An 18,069-nucleotide genomic window follows, 5' to 3' on the forward strand; every position below is an offset into this window, starting at 1 on the left:
AAGGCTTTCTAGTAACATGACTTCTTTTGTCTAAAACTTAGGAGCATGTAAACGATCAGGGTGCCACTACCTTTTTCTATTGGTGGCGCGATTTTGAGCTTGCTAAGAACCCATAAAGAACTTGGCTTGTTCGCGCTCATTGGTATTGTCTTGCTGATTGGTCTGGTGCCTAGGCCTTGGCGCTAGCACAGAAGTCCGCAGTCCAATGGCAATCGCAGTCATCGGTGAGCTCACAACTTCCACGTCACTATCAGCGCCACTGTTGTGGAAAAGCAAACTCACCTGGGCAGTAGACCTGTTGCTCAACAACTCAGGAGTTGTTTTTGGCCTGCAACAACTCTATTACAGCCAATTTCCTAAGAGAACAAACGGTGCCCAGTAATAGGGGGCTGCGTAATCGTCTTCTTGCAACAAAGCCACCTGAGCACGACGGAGGGCTTCGGCTTTCGTAATGCCAGGCTGACCCAACTCACGATAAAAGTTAATCATGAGCAATGATGTAGAACGATCGCTAACTGACCATAACGAGGCAAGAGTGCTTCGTGCGCCGGAGCGTACAGCCACTCCTGCCATGCCCAAGGCAGACCGCTTATCGCCTGTTGCCGTTTGACAGGCACTGAGTACCAGCAATTCGATTGGATTGAGTTTACCCTCTCTAGAGCGGAGCAGTTGGTCCAATTGTTTAACGTTGATGCGTCCATCCCAGGCCAAGATAAAAGTATCGTCAGCGTTGGAACTAAACTGTCCATGCGTTGCCAAATGAACGATTGGTGACGGAGTGGAATCGATCTGGTTCTGAAAGGCTTGATTAGTAAATGAGCCATTGAGAAGCACTTGAGCCGGGATTTCTGCTTCAATTTGGTTGATTTCAGCTACAACATTAGGCAAAGCCGAAAAACCCTCCCGTGCTTGACTCAGCCCCGCTAGTAATCCATTGAGGTTCAGGCGTTCAAGTGGTTGAGGTTGAAGTAGTTGCAGGCCGGGGGTTAGTACAACGCTGTACTTTTCAATCAGATACTGCTGGCGATCATGGAGCACTGACATTGGCAGACTGCGGAGCAATCCATCTGGTACAAACACGAGCGTTTTGATGTTACTTGCTGCTAACTCAGCCTCTACAGGTCGCAGGAGCAGATCATAGATCTGTTGAGCAAGGGGCAACCAATCTTTTGCAAAGGCAGTAGGTCTCAGAGATTGACGCGTTTGGGTGAGGAGTTGCTCTACTTCCGCCTGGTTAAGAGACGACTTGTGATAGTGCAAAGGCTGATTGGGCAAGGACACAATCACAGAGAACTGGTTGGGCAGGATAATCGGGTAGACAACGGCCGCTTTAGGATCAATCTCATCAATTTTTACAGGACGAGCATTCACACAAGCTTCTCGGAAGAAGTTGTCGAGTTCTGCCAACTGCAATGCTTCAATGCCCTCCCGAGCTTGCCTAAGGCTTTCCTGACTGGGGGCACTGCTTTCAGATTGCAACAACAGTTCCACGAACTGCCGGTAGACAGGTTCAACGCTTTCTCGAAATGAGAATTGCACATCTTGGTTAACGGCGACCAGGTCGCTGCGCAGGGATTGCAGCGTCTTAACGGCCTCTGAATATGCAAAGGTTGCATTTTGCTGGTTGCCGGTGGCAGAGCAGGGCTGAGTGCCTCTACAGAAAATCCGTCCTAGCTGCCACTGCCACTGATAAGCGATATCGGGTGCATCAATCGACTGAGCCAAGCTGAGAGCTTGTTGAGTCAGGGTTTTAGCGTTGTCCCACTGGTGGGTAGTCTCATAAAGGCCGCCTAGGGTGCCCAGGGCATGGGATTCGGCACGACGATCACCTAAAGCCCGAACCTGCTGAACAGCAGTAGCTAGCTCCTTAGCTGAGGTGGTGAGAAGATTGGGAGACATAGCTTCCCAGCCCCTGCTTTTCATCTTCGTTAAGCTTTGAGCCAGATTAATTCGAGCGTAAGCTGCCAATCGACCCGGAGGTAACTCGACAAGCTGGGCTTGAATTTGAGGCAACAAACGTTGGGCTTCTGCTCGCCTATCGGCTTCAACCAGTAGGCTTAACTGAACAAGTTGAACTTGAGTTTTTGCTGTTAATGAGGGAGCGGTAGTTGCTGCCTGCTGGTAGAACGCTAGGGCCTTATCGGTTTCTTCTTGGGCACGAGTAGTGTTGCCTAGGCTAAACAAAATACCGCTAAGATCTGATGCAGATTGAGGTGTTTCGTCTCGGAGTTTTTCGGCAATCGTCAAGCTCTGCTGCAAGACAGTACGAGATTGAGCCAGATTGCCAACCAACCTCAGAATCTTGCCCAGATTTCTCAAGCCTGTTACCTTAAGCCGTGAATCGGGCTGGTCTTGTAGGAACTTTTCTACCTGTGTGAGAAGAGCTGTAGATCGTCTGTAAAGTCCTTCTGATTGTAAAGCCCTTGCTTGGTTGATCTGGCTGCCCAATATACCACTGGTATCTTCTGCTTTTCGGTAAGCAGTCTCAGCCTGCTGCCAGGTTTCCAACGCTTCTGATGCTTTACCTTGAGCCAGTTGCAGCTTTCCTTGAGTAGTGAGAACTTGGGCAAGAACTGATGAGGCATCTGGATTGGATGCTAGATTTTGAGCGTTTAGCAGTAAGATTGCCTGCTCGATGGCGCCATTCGCTTGGGTCCATTGTCCGAGGTCTTCAAAGGCATTGCCGAGGAAACTGAGAACGAGTGCCTGATTGAGGCGATCACCTTCGCGCTCGTAACGAGCCGCGGCCTGTTGCCAAAGGGCAGCCGCTTCTGAAATTTGCCCTGCCTGATAGCGGTTTTCTGCCTGCTGCACGAGTTGAGCCGCAGGAGAAGTTGCGGAGGGTTGAAGGGAGTTTGATGTAGCGTTTGTCGGTTGCTCTCTATTCTCAGTCCTAGCCGAGTTGTCAGGTCCATCGATTGCAACCGCAATCTTTGCATTAAGGCCAATGGTAATAAGGAGCCCCAACAAAGCGAAGCAAAAGAATCGGAGCCATCCTCTCTTAGAAAAGAGGCGATGCATTATGGGCTTTCCCTGATTGATTCGCCTGTTCCGGTGACGCTCACTCATCTGCTTGTGCGGCTACTTACAGTGCTGATACCAGTGGATGTCTTCTCGGTCTAGTGCTTATCGTTATCTCAAACTCAAGTTTTGCAGAATTACGACTAGGCCAGATCAGTGAGTTGATTTTACTTTAGGTAGTTTACTGCCTACCTTTGCAGATAACGGACTGATTCAGCATATTCTGCATGGTTGGCTCAGGGGTGGCCGCAACCAGGATGACTTCTCCGGTCGGCCCCACCTGCCAACCGGTTGCTTCGATGATGGGCATGTCAGCAGTTGGGCGTAGAGTCTGAGTGCTGCCATCCAACTTTTGGCTTCTGATTTCTCTGGCCGGATTGGTCTGCTGAGCCACGGTTAGCCTGCGTCGGTCCTGCCACTCAGAATCATCGTCTAACTGTTGCTCAGGCGTGGGAGGTAATCCCCCTCGACCCGTGACCACAAACGAGTTGCCCTGGTTGGCAGGACAGGCTTGAGCAATCAACCCTGATGGGTCTACCAGGTCAGTCGATAATTCCACTAAACCCGAAGTGGGGTCGATACCGGCAGTGGTGACATTAACAGTGCCACTTAAAGCAGAGTTGGCTCCAGTCGCGGTAATGTCGCTGAAGTCAGTAGGGCTAAGACGGGACTGAAGACCAAAGATTGCGAAGGCATTGATGCTGACATTGCCGCCGCGAAAGTCCTCAGAATCAGCACTAATGTTGCTGTCCTCGTTAGGAACTGCCACCAGAAAACGGGTATCAATCGCAATGTCGCCCCCGGGAATGTTGATGCCCGTCGCATTAGTTGTGATGTTACTGCCACGACGCAAGATGATGTCCCCAGAGCGCAGGTTGATATTGCCGCCACCGCCTGAAGTGTCAGCCCGAACTCTGCCCTGGTTGTTGAGGAAGATGCGATTGGCCTCCACAAACAAGGAACCAGCACTGCCTGTACCCACACTGCTGACGCTCACTTCTGCCTGATTTTGGATGTTGAGGTCTCCTGCTTGCAGCGTTAAGTTACCGCCTACTCCTTCACCGCTTGTTTCAGCAGAGATGATGGAGCCATTGCCAGTGAGGGTGATGGACTCAGGAGCCGTAATGGTGAGCCTGCCACCCCGACCACTGCTGGCGGTAGAGGCAGAGATTTGGGCACCAGAGTCGAGCTCTACCCGCACATCTTGCCCACTGCCACGCGGTTGAATCGTTAAGTTACCTGCATCTCCAGTACTGGTCGTGCCCGCAAATAGACCACTGGTTCTTCCCGATAGCTGAAGGTTGGGCGTATTGATGGTGATATTGCCTGCCTGACCCCGGCTTGAGGTGCTGGTACGCAGTTGAGCCGCACCGCTCAATTGCACTGCATCGGCACTCACGGTGATGTCACCTGCGTCTCCAACTCCAGAAACCGTAGCCAAGAGTCGAGAGCCATCAAGAAGTGAGAGTCTACTTGCATTAATCTGAATGTTGCCGCCATTGCCTGTGCCAGCTGCCGATGCGGTAATCGAACTATTGTTTCGCAGCAGCACAAAATCTCGCACATTGAGGTTGATGTTGCCCCCCTCTCCAGAGACAGTAGCTGCAGTAATCGAGCCACCGCGATTTACAACAATTGAATTAGCGTTCACCCGCAATGTGCCAGCATTTCCAGTTCCATTATTGCTGACAGTGATATTTGCCCCATCACTAATGCTCAAACGAGGGGTATTAATGGTCAAGCTACCAGAATTTCCGCTTGATCTATCAGGTAGCTGAAAGGCTTGTTGTACAGATTCAGCCACAACAGGTGCAGCCGAACCTATATAACTGAATACAGGTTCGGCTGCACCACTGATCTCGACATACTCACTGGCATTAACCGTGACACTGCCACCATTTCCAGTTCCTACGGTGGAAGAATTAATGTTGCCGTTCTGAAGCACTAACTTCGCCGTGTTGATAGTGACTTCCCCAGCATCTCCAACTCCAGCAGTGACAGCGGTAGAAGCTATAGCGCTTTGAAGTGAGGGATCTGACACTCCTATTACTTCTACTGCCCTAGTTGCGTTCACCGTCACATTGCCGGCGTTGCCATTCCTAAAAGCGGCAGTTGATACCGTTGCTCCTCTTAAAACACTTAATTGCCCTGTTGATACCGTTACTGCTCCTCCGTCTCCAGAGTTGAACGAACCGCTACCGATAACACTGCCAAGAACACGATTTATAGGTGAGCGCCCAATCAGTTGGATAAAGTCAGAAGCACTTATAGTTACATTGCCAGCATCACCAGAGCCGTAGGAGCGGGTAAGGGTTGCCGCCCCACGTTGTGCTATTAACTGCTGAGTTGAAACTGTAATATCTGCTCCACGTCCAACTCCCACAGTTTCACTGGTTAAGCCGCCATAAGTCCCACCATCTGGGCTACTCCCGCTTAGTTTTAAAGACTGAGCAGCATTCACTCTAATGCTCCCCCCTGCCTGAGCTCCCTGGTTTTGAATTAACATAATTGAACCGTCTGCCAGCGAGACTTGATTTCCCTGCACCTGAATTGAACCGCCACCACTCGCATCGGCTAATGCCTGCCGCGATAAATGAATGTCGCCCAAGGTCTGCGCTCCTGAGTAGCTCAAGGCAAAGCCGTCACTAAGGCTGACTTGCCCACTCCGGACGCTTCCCAATTCAATTCGTCCTTGCTCTGCTGTTAGAGTACCGCCATTAATGGCTATATCCCCGCCAATTAAGGCAAGGGTTTGACCGACTGGCACCCATAATCCTGCTGCACTGTTACGTCTGACAATTGGGGAGAAAAAAGGCACTGCAACCGATAAATCGTATCCATTCCCCTGAAGGCTAATTTGCCCTGGATTGGTTCCCATCTGCAAGCCAACTGGAACGCTCACTGTCAACAGTGGTGGAGTTTGAGGATTCGTGGCACTGTACTGAAATCCATCAGCAAAGTTAATGCTGTTGGCAGTCGTGCCAATAAAGGAACCGCCAATATTGAGCGAGGCATTGGGACCAAAGATAATGCCATTGGGATTAAGCAGAAACAGATTGGCAGCACCATTTGCCCGAATCAAACCATCAATATTAGAAATCGACCCGCCTGTGACTCGTGTGAGAATGTTTCGAATACCAGCAGCATTGTTGAAGTAGGCAGAGCCGCCAGTCGGCACCGAAAACTGCTGAAAGCTGTGGAATAGGTTGCTACCCCGCCTTGCTCCGCCATCAATCTGAAAATTGGGATTACCTGTGACTTGCGATCGCTCTCCCCCAGGCAGCGTATTATCAGGCACGACTTGGGCAGTGATAGGTTGAGTACAGAGCAGCGCCCCCAGGGTGCTACCAGTCAAAAACCATGCTTGCAAAGGCCAGTGGTTCATTTGCTGTCTTAGCCTCCTGGAGTGGTACAGGCAGGATAGTTGCTGGAGCTTAGTTAAAGGAGGGACTTCAAGTTACTTAGTTTGAGTTGCCTCTCTCAAACTTCTATAGACCCAGCATCAACGTCTAGACAGCAACAAGATAAAAGGATTATCAGAATTACACCAGGCAAGATAAGCAGGCAAGATAAGGGAGTTAATTTCACTTTAAGCGGTTTACTGCCTGCCTTTACAAACCCCTGACTGGTTCAATGGATTCTGCACAATTGGCTCAGGGGTGGCCGCAACCAGGATGACTTCTCCGGTCGGACTCACCTGCCAGCCCGTTGCTTCGAGGATTGGGCTATCTAACTTTCGGCTCCTGACTGCTGAGCCCTGACTTCTGACTTCTCCACCAGTAGTCTGACTAGCCACGGTTAGCCTACGGCGGTCTTGCCACTCGGCATCATCATCCAACTGTTGCTCAGGGGTGGGAGGTAATCCCCCTCGACCGGTGATCACAAACGAGTTACCTTGCGTAGCAGGACAACCTTGGGCAATGAAACGAGCTGGATCAGCAACAGTGGTGGACAGTTCGACTAAGCCAGAGGTGGGGTCAAGTTGATTGATATTGAGTTGGACGGTGCCACTCTCAGCAGAGCTGGCTCCGGTAGTGGTGATGTCGCTCGAAGTCGTGTCTTGAGAACGAAACTGGATGCCGAAGATGCCAGAGGTATTAATCAAGACACTACCGCCACGAGCGCTGACAGAATTGGCACGAATGTCGCTATTTTCAGTGGGTACAGCAACAATCGAGCCTGCATCAATCCGCATGTTGCCGCCATTGCCAGTACCACCCGCCGAGGTTGTAATTTGACTATTGCTTCGCAGCAACAAAACGTCCTTTACATTCAGGTCAAGGTTGCCTCCCTCTCCAGATGCAGTAGCCGCAGTAATCGCACTACCACAGTCGATAACGATCGAGTCGGCATTCACCCGCAAAGTGCCAGCACTTCCAGTTCCCTCATTACTGACAGTGGCGTTTGCCCCATTGCTGATGCTCAAACGGGGCGTGTTAATGGTCAAGCTACCTGAACTTCCACTAGGTCTATCAGGTAATCCAAAAGCTTGTCGTAAGGCTTCAGGCGCAATCGCAGCAGCCGACCTCACTGCACTGGGTGCACCAGGTGTGAGGGGGCGACCACTGATCTCGACAGACTCTCTGGCATTGACAGTGATATTACCTGCACGACCAGTTCCTAGAGTAGAAGTCGAAAGGGATCCCCCATCCTGAATCACTAACTTTGCAGTATTGACTGTGATCTGACCAGCATCTCCAGGACTATTAGTAGTAGCAGCTAGAGTACTTGGATTGGAAACATTACCCTGTCCAATCAGTCTTATCGAGTCGAGCACATTGACGGTGATATCTCCGCTGCGACCAACTCCAAAAGTTGGCGATGCGATGACTCCTCCATCAAGAACAGTTATCTCCTGTGTTGACACGATGACATCTCCTGCATCTCCAGAGCTGAAAGCAATAGTACTGATGGCGCTGCTTACACTAGGATTTGTAGGTGAAGTTCCAGTCAATTGAACAGAATCAGAAGCATTTACAGTTATATTGCCAGCATCCCCAGAACTGTGGGAGCGAGCAAAGGCTGCCGCCCCATTCTGTACAATCAACTGCTGAGTTGAAACTGTAATATCTGCTCCACGTCCAACTCCCACAGTTTCACTTTCCAAGCCGCGAAATTCAACATCTGCGTTGCTTCCACTCACTTCTAAAGACCGTGCAGCATTAACCCTGACGCTCCCGCCTGCTTGAGTCCCCTGGTTCTGAATCAAAAGAATTGAGCCATCAGTGAGCGATACATTATTACCCTGTACTTGAATCAACCCACCTCCACTAGCATCGGCTAGTGCCTGTTGCGAGAGGCGAATATCACCAAAGCGTTGGCTTCCCTGATAATCAAACGCAAAACCAGAGGTCGTAGAACTGAGGTTCACTTGCCCATCGCGCACACTACCTAACTCAATCCGCCCTTGTTCTGCTGTCAGCGTGCCGCCATCAATGGCTATATCTCCACCAATCAAAGCAAGGGTCTGAGCGGCTGGCACTTGCAACCCTGCTCCACTACCACCTCTAATCAGAGGTGAAAAAATAGGCACTGTAACGGATAAATCGTATCCATTCCCCTGCACCACAATCGGACCTGGATTTGCTCCCATCTGCAACCCAGATGGAACACTAACAGTTAACAACGGTGTCCTTTGAGGATTCGTGGCGCTGTACTGAAAATTATCGGCAAAGCTGATGCTGTTGGCAGTCGTCGCTACAAACGAACCACCAATGTTAAGTCGGGCATTCGGACCAAACAAAATGCCATTCGGGTTAAGCAAAAACAGATTCGCCGCCCCATTTGCCCGAATCAAACCATCAATATTAGAAATCAACCCACCTGTGACGCGAGTGAAAATGGTGGTGATGCTGGGTGCATTGTTGAAGTAGGCAGAGCCTCCAGTCGGCACAGAAAACTGTCTAAAGCTGTGGAATAGATTGCCACCCTGCCTTGCTCCGCCATTAATCTGGAAATTAAGATTGCCCGTGACTTGCGATCGCTCTCCCCCAAGCAGCGTATTATCAGGCACGACTTGTGCGGCCATTGATTGAGCGAAAAGCAACGCACCCAGGGTGCTACCAGTCAAAAACCATGCTTGCAAACGCCCCTGGTTCATTTTGCTGTCTTAGCCCCTGGAGTGATATGGACAAGATAGCTCCTTTGGGTGATTGTGTTGTAAAAACTGCTGAAGGGCAAGCGGTCGACTTGACTAAAACTCGCTCAAACAACCACTCCTCTCAATTTGAGATTCGAAATTATGCTCGCGCTACATCATGACAGAAAAATCAAAATCTGGATTGCCAATCATAGGAGTACTAGACATGGCAGTATTCATTGAAATCATTATGCTTGTCTGACATTGATCTATCTCCTTAGGCACTACAAAATGATAAGTAGCCGAACTGATCTGATTTGCTAGTGTCAGTAGCGGTGCTAACTGCGAGGCGGATGAAATAGGCAACACCCTTTTGACCAGCAAGGGCAGGCCGATTGTCTTCGTTGTCACCAGCAGATAGAGAAGGCCTTCGTCCGTGTTAGCTAGACTGTTAACTGGCAATTGCTAAAGGTACTTGTTGTGAAGCGTCACCCGCAGCTTTAATTAAATCGGCTCCTTTTTCGCCGATCATGATGGTGGGTGCGTTCGTATTACCTGTGGTGATCGTCGGCATGATGGATGCATCGACAACACGCAACCCTTCAACTCCATAGACCCGCAGTTCAGGGTCTACAACCGCCATCGAGTCAGTGCCCATTTTGCAGGTTCCGACAGGATGCCACTCTGTGCCACAACTGTTGCGGATATAAGCTTCAAGGTCTTCATCGCTCTGAATCTCGGCACCCGGAGCGATTTCTGCACCGCGAAATTCATCAAAGAAGCTGGTATGAAACAATTGACGGATTAACTTAATTGCGAAAACAACTTTTCGCACATCGACTTCACTTTGCAGATAGTTCATCTGTAACATGGGGGCATCTTTCGGATCGAGCGATCGCAACTTGACACTACCTGTGTTTTGCGGATGGGTTAAAGAGAACGCCCCTGTGAATGCCCAATCAGAGTGGGGATAGCCAGGTGGTGCGAACAGCTTGGGACCGAAATAAAACCGTAAATCGGGTGCAGGTCCCGAATTCCACTCGGTATGCAAAAATAATCCAGCTTCCGCGATACTACTGGTGGTTGCAGGGTGTAAATTCTGAGTTGCTTGATATGCCACAGGAATGAGAATGTGGTCTTGGAGGTTTTGACCAACCCCTGGCAAATCAGCGACGACAGAAAGCCCCATTGCTTGCAAGTAAGCTGCATTGCCAATGCCAGAAAGCATCAACAGTTTGGGTGAATCGAACGCACCCGCACTTAAAATCACTTCCTGATTAACTCTGACCTGGTGCAGCGAGCCCTCTTGCAGATATTCCACTCCGACGGTGCGAGTGCCCTCAAACAACAATCGAGTTACTAAGGCCCCAGTTGTTACGGTCAAATTGGGACGCTGGAGAATGGGCACGAGGAAGGCAGCCGCAGCACTGTGTCGTTTACCATTCTTGACAGTCAACTGATATAATCCTGCCCCTTCCTGTTGTATACCGTTGAAATCAGGATTGTAGTCATATCCCAATGCCACCGCTGCGTCTGTAAAGCGGTGGGATACGACAGCAGGGGAAATCGGATCAGTCACACTTAACTCCCCATCGACCCCGTGAAACTCGGACCCGCCTCGCTGCTGGTGCTCAGATTTCTTAAAATAGGGCAAGACATCCTGGTAACTCCAACCGGGATTTCCTAATGCTTGCCAGTGGTCATAATCATGACGACTGCCTCGAATGTAAAACATGAAATTAATCGAACTGCTGCCACCCAAGACTTTGCCACGAGAACAAAAGATATTGCGGTTATTCAGGTAGGGTTCTGGTTCAGAGAAATAGCTCCAATCCACCTCAGTGCCGAGTAGATTGACGCATTCTCCCGGGATTTGAATCTCTGGTTTCGTATCCGGGTTGCCCGCTTCGAGTAATAACACAGTTGTGTCACTATCTTGTGTCAGACGGTTTGCGACCACGCAGCCTGCCGAACCTGCACCAACCACAATGTAGTCGTATTGGGGCATGACATCCTCCTTCTCGGTTGTAATGGATTAATGTCACCAGGAATGAGCGAGAATTAATGGGTTTGAAGAACGCTCGCTGAAACACTGCTGAGTCATTTGCTCACAATGCCTACAGGGTCTGGTTGAAGTAAAGCACTGTATGCAGAGATCTTATAAGTTCGACAGAGTGATCACCAGGCAAAATTAATCAGTTAAGATGTAACTTAAGCAAGTTTGAAGAACAGCAGTTGAATCGCGGTCAGGATAACGCCTAATCAAGCACCAGCAGCCGCCTGCGTAATTGTGTATCGCCTCAAAATAATTCGCGCTTGGCCCACTAGCAGCAGTAATAGATAGAAGGGAAGAAAAATCGCGCCAAATCGATAAAGTGAGAGCTACTAGAGAGCAAGCCATGCTTCCTGTATGAATACTGGTTTTCCACCAGTACGAAATGATGGCGACAATCAGTGTTTCTGTGGCGTAACACCACATTAAGCCCTGTATCAGGTTAGGTGCATGAGCAAACGATAAAGTAAGGAAGCCAGCGAATAATACAATTGCAGCCACAATTAAGGGGAAAGAGCGCTGCTTGCGATCAGGAATATCTGGAGAGTTAATCAGCCCGAGACGCATGAAGATGAACAGGCACAAAATGACTAGCCCAGAGGCAAACAGACTGGCAATCCCCGAAAACTTGATTTTTTCTGCCAGCTTCAACGGTTGATCTGCCAATACAAGTAGCGAAAAAGTAATTAATGGATTGATAACCGGGTTGAACACAGTCAAAACGACTTTGCACTGGTTTTGTTCATCATCTTAAGGGAATCGCTATGGGTTCGTAGCATCTGCGAAGGGTAGGGCTCCGAGCGGACCCAGAATTTCGTCGCCGATCTCGGCAGAAATACGTTCAGCTAGCTCCATGTCCGGTGGTTCTGTCTCATCCAGCGTCCCCACCGCTGCAATCAGCCGCGCAAAGGCACTGGGTGCAGCAACGACCAAGCCGCGAGCTGGCTGGTTGCCGAGTGCAGCGACAACGTGAGTTGTGCCAATCGGAATCAGGAAGCTTTCACCTTCGCTCAGCACAACTTTGTTCTCACCTGCCCAGACTGTGAACTCCCCTTCCAGCACATAGAGTTGTTCAGAATAGCGCGTGTGGCGATGAGGAGGGGTTTGTGAGCCAGGTGGGAAGTAGCCTTCGATCAAATCGTACTTACCTCCAGTCGTGGTGTGATCGGCAACGATGTTGAGGCGAGCGCCAAAAAACCAGAGTGACTGTGTCATTCGATTGTCCTTATTGATGAATGATTTGTGTGATGAACTATCAAGCCTCCGCCCTAGAAGGCGTTCATATCAGCAACATCAGAGAGGAAACTCTTATTTCTCGAACCCTCTCAAAACAGCTGCTCTTGCAATCTCGAAGCCCTCTTCCTGGAAAGCTTCAAAGTGCTCGACCTTCAAGATAGTTACTATGGCCCATCCCTATCCCCTTATGACTACCTCTACCGTAGTCTTCAAGATTTACCCAAATTCCACCACTCAAGATGCGCCAGTTAAGCTCTGAGTTAGGTCAATCATCTCAACCCTCGATACAGGCCACGGGCAGCCTAAGCCAACGCACCGAATGCTTCAGGGGTGATTTTTTGCATTTCACTTCAGTCAATCCTGTTGCTCCTTAGACATTACGTGCCTTCGTCAACTTCAGAGGCTTAAGTTGAAACTTATCTTCAAGAACTTGCCTGGTCTGAATTAGCCTAACTCCGAAGAATGGGGGTGGCTCGTTTGAAATCAGGTGAAATACATCCGCTCCTTCAGGTTTTGCAGCACAACCAAAATTACTACTTATTGCAAAAGTCATTCAGCTAAGGAGCAATCTGATCACACCATTTCCTTGGCTGTTTGACTCTCGCGTCTGCGCTGCTGCAGATCAAACACTGACCACAGTGCTGAGAGAATATCACCATTCTCTCAGCCCAGAGCAAAAATTAAATTCCTGATTTTGCCCTGGGCTGGAATGGCAATCTGATTTTTTGTATAGATAACATCCCTGACTATGAATCCACACTCTCAAACAGAAGTCGCCTCACAAGGAACCAGCTACCATACCCAATTCGAGATCGCCCGTCACTTCCACGCTGCGCTTGTTGCACGAGACTGGAGCGCGCTGCGGGCCCTCCTGGCTAACGACGCACACTGGACATTGCCGGGCGACAACACAATCTCAGGAACTGCCAACGGAGCTGATTCTGTAGTTGAGCGGGCGAGCAAGATTGCAGGCTACAGTCTGAGCTTTGAGCTACAGCATATTCTCGTTAGCAGAGACAACGTGGCTTTGTCTTTGCACAATACTGCCCAGCAAGGCAATCGCACACTCGACGAGTATCTGGCAACGGTATGTCAGCTCAAGGGCAACAAAATTGCCGCAATCGAGACTTATCTCTCCGACGTTGAGGGTATGAACGCCTTCTTTATCTGAGCTGGAAGTTTAAAGCAACAAACCAATTAACAAAAGAAGACTTTAATGCCTTACGTTACTGTCGGCAAAGAAAACTCTGAAAGCATCGATATTTACTACGAAGATTTTGGAGCAGGTGCTTCAGCTAAGGGGGCTCTGGACTGTGTCCCAGCCTGACTGACCGACTTTCGCGATGATCTGCCACGCATCAACGTGCCAACCCTAATCCTTCAGGGAGAGGCCGATCGCATCCTTCCTTATCATTCCACTGGAGCAAGGCTACCCAAGTTGATCAAAGACAGTCACTTTGTAGTGATATCTGGCGGTCCCCACGCAGTCATTTGGACTTCTGCGGAGCAAGTCAACCCTGCATGGTTGAACTTCCTTAAACAAGGGAATTAATCCAATACTTCCGGTTAAAGGGCAAAAGGCAAAAGTGGAAGAAAGAATTTGGCTTTGGTAGCTTGCCCTTTTCTCCTTAAATAGTTGGAAAGTAGGTAGCATTTCAACGTCTGCCCAAAGTGGATGCGAGTTAGCAGAGCTATAAATATGAAACTTATCTCTGTCAACGTAGGGCTTCCGCATGAAGCGGCTTGGAAAGGGAAAAAAGTTAGAACTGGGATTTTCAAAGAGCCAGTCAACGAGCGAGTTATACTGCGATTGCTCAATTTGGACGGCAGCGGCAGGCCGATCTGACCGTTCACGGAGGACCAGACAAAGCCGTCTAGGTCTATCCATTCGAATATTACGATTACTGGCAAGTTGATTTTACAGTTTTCTTCACCGTTCAATCCTCTGGCTCAATCACATTTTTCGGCTTACCCATTTCCGTTTTCGTGCTTGCCAGGTGAAGCATTATCTCTCGTGTTTACACTATTTAATTTTTGCTCGTTAAATTAGATCTTAACTTGCCGATCTCGCCTGGTGTAAATCAATGGTGTGTCCTAAGTTTAAGAGGTACACAATTGCATTCCAAACCTAGTTCAGACAACTGCAACTGTCATGCAAGGATTTAAGCAGATAGAAAGCTTTGTTGTTTCAGTTTTTATCTAAGTTCCAATAAAGTCGAACGTTTGCAGGAACTCTACTCATGTTTATCGATTACGTTACACTCATGCTGATTAACTTGGCAGCTGGACTCGTTCTGCTAGCTGCCTATGTATATTTTGGGCTAGGTACTTCAAACCAGAGACGCTGGATTCCAGGTTTTGGTGTGGTCGGCGCGATCGCCTTGGTCACTGGCCTGCACATGACGTTCACCTGGCCCATTCCCGGTAGTTTCAATATCGCCTTTGGCGAAACAACTGCCCTATTTGGCGTTCTATTTGCAGGAACTTCACTCACTTTGGCAATGGGTTGGGAGCTAATAAGTCTGGGCATCTATGGATTCTTTGCCGGACTCGTATCACTTCTCATTGGCTTGCGCTTCATCAATCTGGGGCTAACACCAATTGCTGTGCCAGCAGGAATTGGGTTCATCTTAGTGGGGTTAGGAGGGGTTTTTGCTGCACTGACGCTCTATCTCAAAGAAAATCGTTTCTTGCGAATAATTGGAGCCATTGTATTAATTGTGGCAGCACTCATCTTTGGTTTTATTGGATTGGCTTCCTACTGGGTACATCTTGCTAACTTCTCAGCCTGGCAGCCTATGCCAAAGTAGCTGATGCAAAACAACTCTAATGCGCTTTCCTTTCCAACAAGTGTGAGATAAATAGTGACGAAGGTTTTAATTGTTTACGCAGCCGATTACGGCAATACCCAGAAGCTGCTACCTTAGCAGGCAAAGAATTGTTTGCCAAGTAAAAAACTCAAGGCTTACGCAATTAAAGCAGCGAGTTCTGCTGTGAAGTAATCTCAATGCCGAATGAAGGAACGTCAAACGCAGAGGTAAAAATGGATACTCAATACTACGACGATATTATTATTGGCAGCGGTAAAGCAGGTAAAACTCTAGCACCTGCACTAGCCGCGGACGGACGCAAAACCGCTCTGGTGGAACGCAGCTTAAACATGATCGGTGGCTCGTGCCCTAACATTGCTTGCATTCCCAGCAAAACAATGGTGGCCAGTGCAGAGGTTGCAAATACTGTGCGAAACAGTGCTGCCTATGGCATCAACACAACACTACCCACGATTGACTTGGCTGCAGTGATTCAGCGCAAACGATCGGTCGTGCAGTCCCTGCGACCCATCAATCTTAATAACTTGCACACTGCATTGGGGGATGATCTGATCATTGGCACCGCTCGCTTTGTGGCACCTAAAACAATTGAAGTGGCAACATCTGAGGGAGTAACTCGCTTACTCACCGCAGAACGGTTTTTTATCAATGCAGGCACGCGACCGTTAATTCCACCGGTGCCAGGGCTCGAAGAAGCTGGGTTTCTGACAAGTGAGTCGATTATGGAGAACGAACAGTTGCCTGAGCACCTGATCGTGCTCGGGAGTGGCTACATTGGGTTGGAGTTTGCCCAGACGTTCCGGCGCTTTGGCTCTCGTGTCACCGTAATTGGACAAAGTGAGCAAATCCTGTCGCAGCAAGATCCCGATATTGCCAATGCGGTACAAACGCTACTGGAACGAGACGGCATTGACTTCTTGCTAAAAGCAAAGGTATTGAGAGTTGATCGCTCTGGCAATGAAATTACCCTACAGATCCAGGTTGCCGAGCGTGACATTAAGCTCCAGGGTTCGCATTTGCTCGTCGCCGTCGGTCGGTCGTCAAACGCTGATTCCTTAAATTTAGCCGCTGTGGGTGTGGCGACAGATACTCGCGGATTTATTCAAGTTAACGAGCGCTTGGAGACGAATGTACCGAATATTTGGGCCTTAGGCGATATCAACGGCGGGCCGCAATATACCCATGTGTCGCTGGACGATTATCGGATTGTCAAAGCGAATCTGATTGATGGTGGCAACCGCAGCACGCGCAAACGCTTGGTTCCATCCTGTCTGTTCATCGATCCAGAACTGGCTCAGGTAGGTCTGACCGAAACCGAAGCACGACGACAAGGGTATGCCATCCGTGTGGCGAAGCTAGATCCCTCAGACATTATGCGAGCGGTAACAGAGGGTCAAACGGATGGGCTGCTGAAGGTGATCGTGGATACCGAGACAGGTCGTATTCTCGGGTGTTCGCTCTTGTGCCATGAAGCGGGTGAGGTGATTTCAACGGTGCAGATGGTGATGTTGGCCCAGATGCCCTACACCGTTTTGCGTGACGGAGTTTTGACCCATCCCACGATGACTGAAGGGTTAAACGCGCTGTTTTCAAAGTTGTAGGCAGCGAGTGCAATATTACTGGATTAATGATCATGAAAAAGCTAGACGGAAAAGTTGCAGTTGTGACAGGGGCATCCAAAGGAATTGGTACCGAGATCGCTAAACATCTGGCATCCGAAGGAGCATTGGTAGTTGTTAACTATGCTTCGCAAATTCTCTTGGGACGGATCGGACAACCCCAGGACATTGCCCCTGCGGTTGTCTTCCTCGCATCTTCCGATTCAGCCTGGATCACGGGGGCAACGCTGCCTATCGCAGGTGGTTTTGCTTAACGTATTTGATCCCATAGACCTGATCTTCAAGGAGTAATCTCGTGACTACATTTCGCACCGTTTCGATCGATGGTTTAGATATCTTTTATCGCGAAGCGGGCTCGCGCAGTAATCCGACAATTTTGCTGCTGCACGGCTTCCCGACATCCTCTCACATGTTCCGCAATCTGATCCCTGCGTTAGCCGATAAATTCCATCTGGTTGCACCCGATTATCCAGGTTATGGCAACAGTTCGATGCCAACCGTGGATGAGTTTGACTACACGTTTGATCATCTGGCTGAGATTATGGAGAAATTCATTGCCGCGATCGATCTCCAGAAATATAGCCTTTACGTAATGGATTATGGTGCTCCCATCGGCTATCGGATTGCAGCAAAACACCCAGAGCGAGTGGAAGCGTTGATTGTCCAAAACGGGAATGCCTACGAGGAAGGACTGCGCGAATTTTGGGACCCGATCAAGGCTTACTGGCAAGAGCGTTCGCCTGAGAATGCTAGCAAGCTCACTCACCTTGTCACCCTGGAAGCAACCAAGTGGCAATATACCAACGGCGTTAGCGATCTTGAAGCGATTAGCCCGGATACCTGGACTATGGATCAACTCTTCCTCGACCGCCCCGGAAACGCTGAAATCCAACTGGCGCTGTTGTATAGCTATGGCACGAATCCGCCACTATACCCCCAATGGCAAGAGTATTTCCGCAAATACCAGCCGCCGACCCTGATTGTTTGGGGTAAGAACGACTATATCTTCCCCGCTGAGGGTGCCTATCCCTACCAGCGCGATCTGAAAGATGTTGAGTTCCATTTACTGGATACTGGGCACTTTGCCCTAGAAGAGGACGGGGATGTGATCGCGGATCATATTCGTGGCTTTATGACAACTCATGTTATGAAAAAGGGTCTTATGGCAACCTCTAGCCGAAAATAATCTTCACTGGAAAGCGATATCGATAGCCGGTGATCATCATTCCA

12 protein-coding genes are annotated in these 18,069 nt (G+C 49.4%); 6 read left to right on the top strand and 6 right to left on the bottom strand.

Features of this window, described 5'->3' with window-relative positions; translation table 11 throughout:
- Positions 1-342: 342 nt before the first annotated feature.
- The 6 genes from H6F94_RS05620 to H6F94_RS05645 form a co-directional block, all read right to left on the bottom strand.
- Entirely contained in the window at positions 343-2,814 is a 2,472-nt protein-coding gene (locus tag H6F94_RS05620) for a CHAT domain-containing protein (RefSeq protein WP_313949228.1), read from the bottom strand.
- Between the two features lie 388 nt (positions 2,815-3,202).
- Positions 3,203-6,406: a two-partner secretion domain-containing protein gene (locus H6F94_RS05625; RefSeq protein ID WP_190801246.1), complete on the bottom strand. Its 3,204-nt coding sequence runs from the start codon at positions 6,404-6,406 to the stop codon at positions 3,203-3,205.
- Between the two features lie 213 nt (positions 6,407-6,619).
- Entirely contained in the window at positions 6,620-9,121 is a 2,502-nt protein-coding gene (locus H6F94_RS05630) for a two-partner secretion domain-containing protein (protein ID WP_190801247.1), read from the bottom strand.
- A 430-nt stretch (positions 9,122-9,551) separates the two neighbouring features.
- Positions 9,552-11,108 (bottom strand): GMC family oxidoreductase, encoded by a 1,557-nt coding sequence (locus H6F94_RS05635; protein ID WP_190801248.1) that lies wholly within the window; start codon positions 11,106-11,108, stop codon positions 9,552-9,554.
- Between the two features lie 183 nt (positions 11,109-11,291).
- Positions 11,292-11,867, bottom strand: a complete 576-nt coding sequence (locus H6F94_RS05640; protein ID WP_190801249.1) for a hypothetical protein — start codon at positions 11,865-11,867, stop codon at positions 11,292-11,294.
- Positions 11,868-11,915: 48 nt separating this feature from the next.
- Positions 11,916-12,368: a cupin domain-containing protein gene (locus H6F94_RS05645; protein ID WP_190801250.1), complete on the bottom strand. Its 453-nt coding sequence runs from the start codon at positions 12,366-12,368 to the stop codon at positions 11,916-11,918.
- A 769-nt stretch (positions 12,369-13,137) separates the two neighbouring features.
- On the opposite strand from H6F94_RS05645, the gene H6F94_RS05650 reads away from it, so the two are divergent.
- From H6F94_RS05650 to H6F94_RS05675, 6 genes are all read left to right on the top strand, one after another.
- Positions 13,138-13,560 carry a nuclear transport factor 2 family protein gene (locus tag H6F94_RS05650; RefSeq protein WP_190801251.1) on the top strand — a complete coding sequence of 141 codons (423 nt, stop codon included), beginning with the start codon at positions 13,138-13,140 and terminating at the stop codon, positions 13,558-13,560.
- Between the two features lie 192 nt (positions 13,561-13,752).
- Entirely contained in the window at positions 13,753-13,941 is a 189-nt protein-coding gene (locus tag H6F94_RS33495) for an alpha/beta fold hydrolase (RefSeq protein WP_396426419.1), read from the top strand.
- A 688-nt stretch (positions 13,942-14,629) separates the two neighbouring features.
- On the top strand, positions 14,630-15,199 hold the full coding sequence (locus H6F94_RS05660; protein WP_190801252.1) for a DUF981 family protein: 570 nt from the start codon (positions 14,630-14,632) through the stop codon (positions 15,197-15,199).
- A gap of 233 nt (positions 15,200-15,432) precedes the next feature.
- Positions 15,433-16,821 carry a mercuric reductase gene (locus tag H6F94_RS05665; protein WP_190801253.1) on the top strand — a complete coding sequence of 463 codons (1,389 nt, stop codon included), beginning with the start codon at positions 15,433-15,435 and terminating at the stop codon, positions 16,819-16,821.
- A 32-nt stretch (positions 16,822-16,853) separates the two neighbouring features.
- The gene (locus tag H6F94_RS33500) at positions 16,854-17,093 is read left to right on the top strand and encodes an SDR family oxidoreductase (protein WP_190801254.1); all 240 of its coding nucleotides are present in this window, start codon (positions 16,854-16,856) and stop codon (positions 17,091-17,093) included.
- A gap of 41 nt (positions 17,094-17,134) precedes the next feature.
- Positions 17,135-18,025 (top strand): alpha/beta fold hydrolase, encoded by an 891-nt coding sequence (locus tag H6F94_RS05675; protein ID WP_190801255.1) that lies wholly within the window; start codon positions 17,135-17,137, stop codon positions 18,023-18,025.
- Positions 18,026-18,069 lie beyond the last annotated feature (44 nt).

Origin of the sequence: Leptolyngbya sp. FACHB-261 (assembly GCF_014696065.1) — a bacterium.
GTDB lineage: Bacteria > Cyanobacteriota > Cyanobacteriia > FACHB-261 > FACHB-261 > FACHB-261.

What these genes read in the sequence shown, in the direction of transcription:
- H6F94_RS05665 (WP_190801253.1), top strand. Translation starts at nt 15,433, where the DNA reads ATGGATACTCAATACTACGACGATATTATTATTGGCAGCGGTAAAGCA.
- H6F94_RS33500 (WP_190801254.1), top strand. Translation starts at nt 16,854, where the DNA reads ATGAAAAAGCTAGACGGAAAAGTTGCAGTTGTGACAGGGGCATCCAAA.
- H6F94_RS05630 (WP_190801247.1), bottom strand. Translation starts at nt 9,121, where the DNA reads ATGAACCAGGGGCGTTTGCAAGCATGGTTTTTGACTGGTAGCACCCTG.
- H6F94_RS05650 (WP_190801251.1), top strand. Translation starts at nt 13,138, where the DNA reads ATGAATCCACACTCTCAAACAGAAGTCGCCTCACAAGGAACCAGCTAC.
- H6F94_RS05645 (WP_190801250.1), bottom strand. Translation starts at nt 12,368, where the DNA reads ATGACACAGTCACTCTGGTTTTTTGGCGCTCGCCTCAACATCGTTGCC.
- H6F94_RS05625 (WP_190801246.1), bottom strand. Translation starts at nt 6,406, where the DNA reads ATGAACCACTGGCCTTTGCAAGCATGGTTTTTGACTGGTAGCACCCTG.
- H6F94_RS05635 (WP_190801248.1), bottom strand. Translation starts at nt 11,108, where the DNA reads ATGCCCCAATACGACTACATTGTGGTTGGTGCAGGTTCGGCAGGCTGC.
- H6F94_RS05660 (WP_190801252.1), top strand. Translation starts at nt 14,630, where the DNA reads ATGTTTATCGATTACGTTACACTCATGCTGATTAACTTGGCAGCTGGA.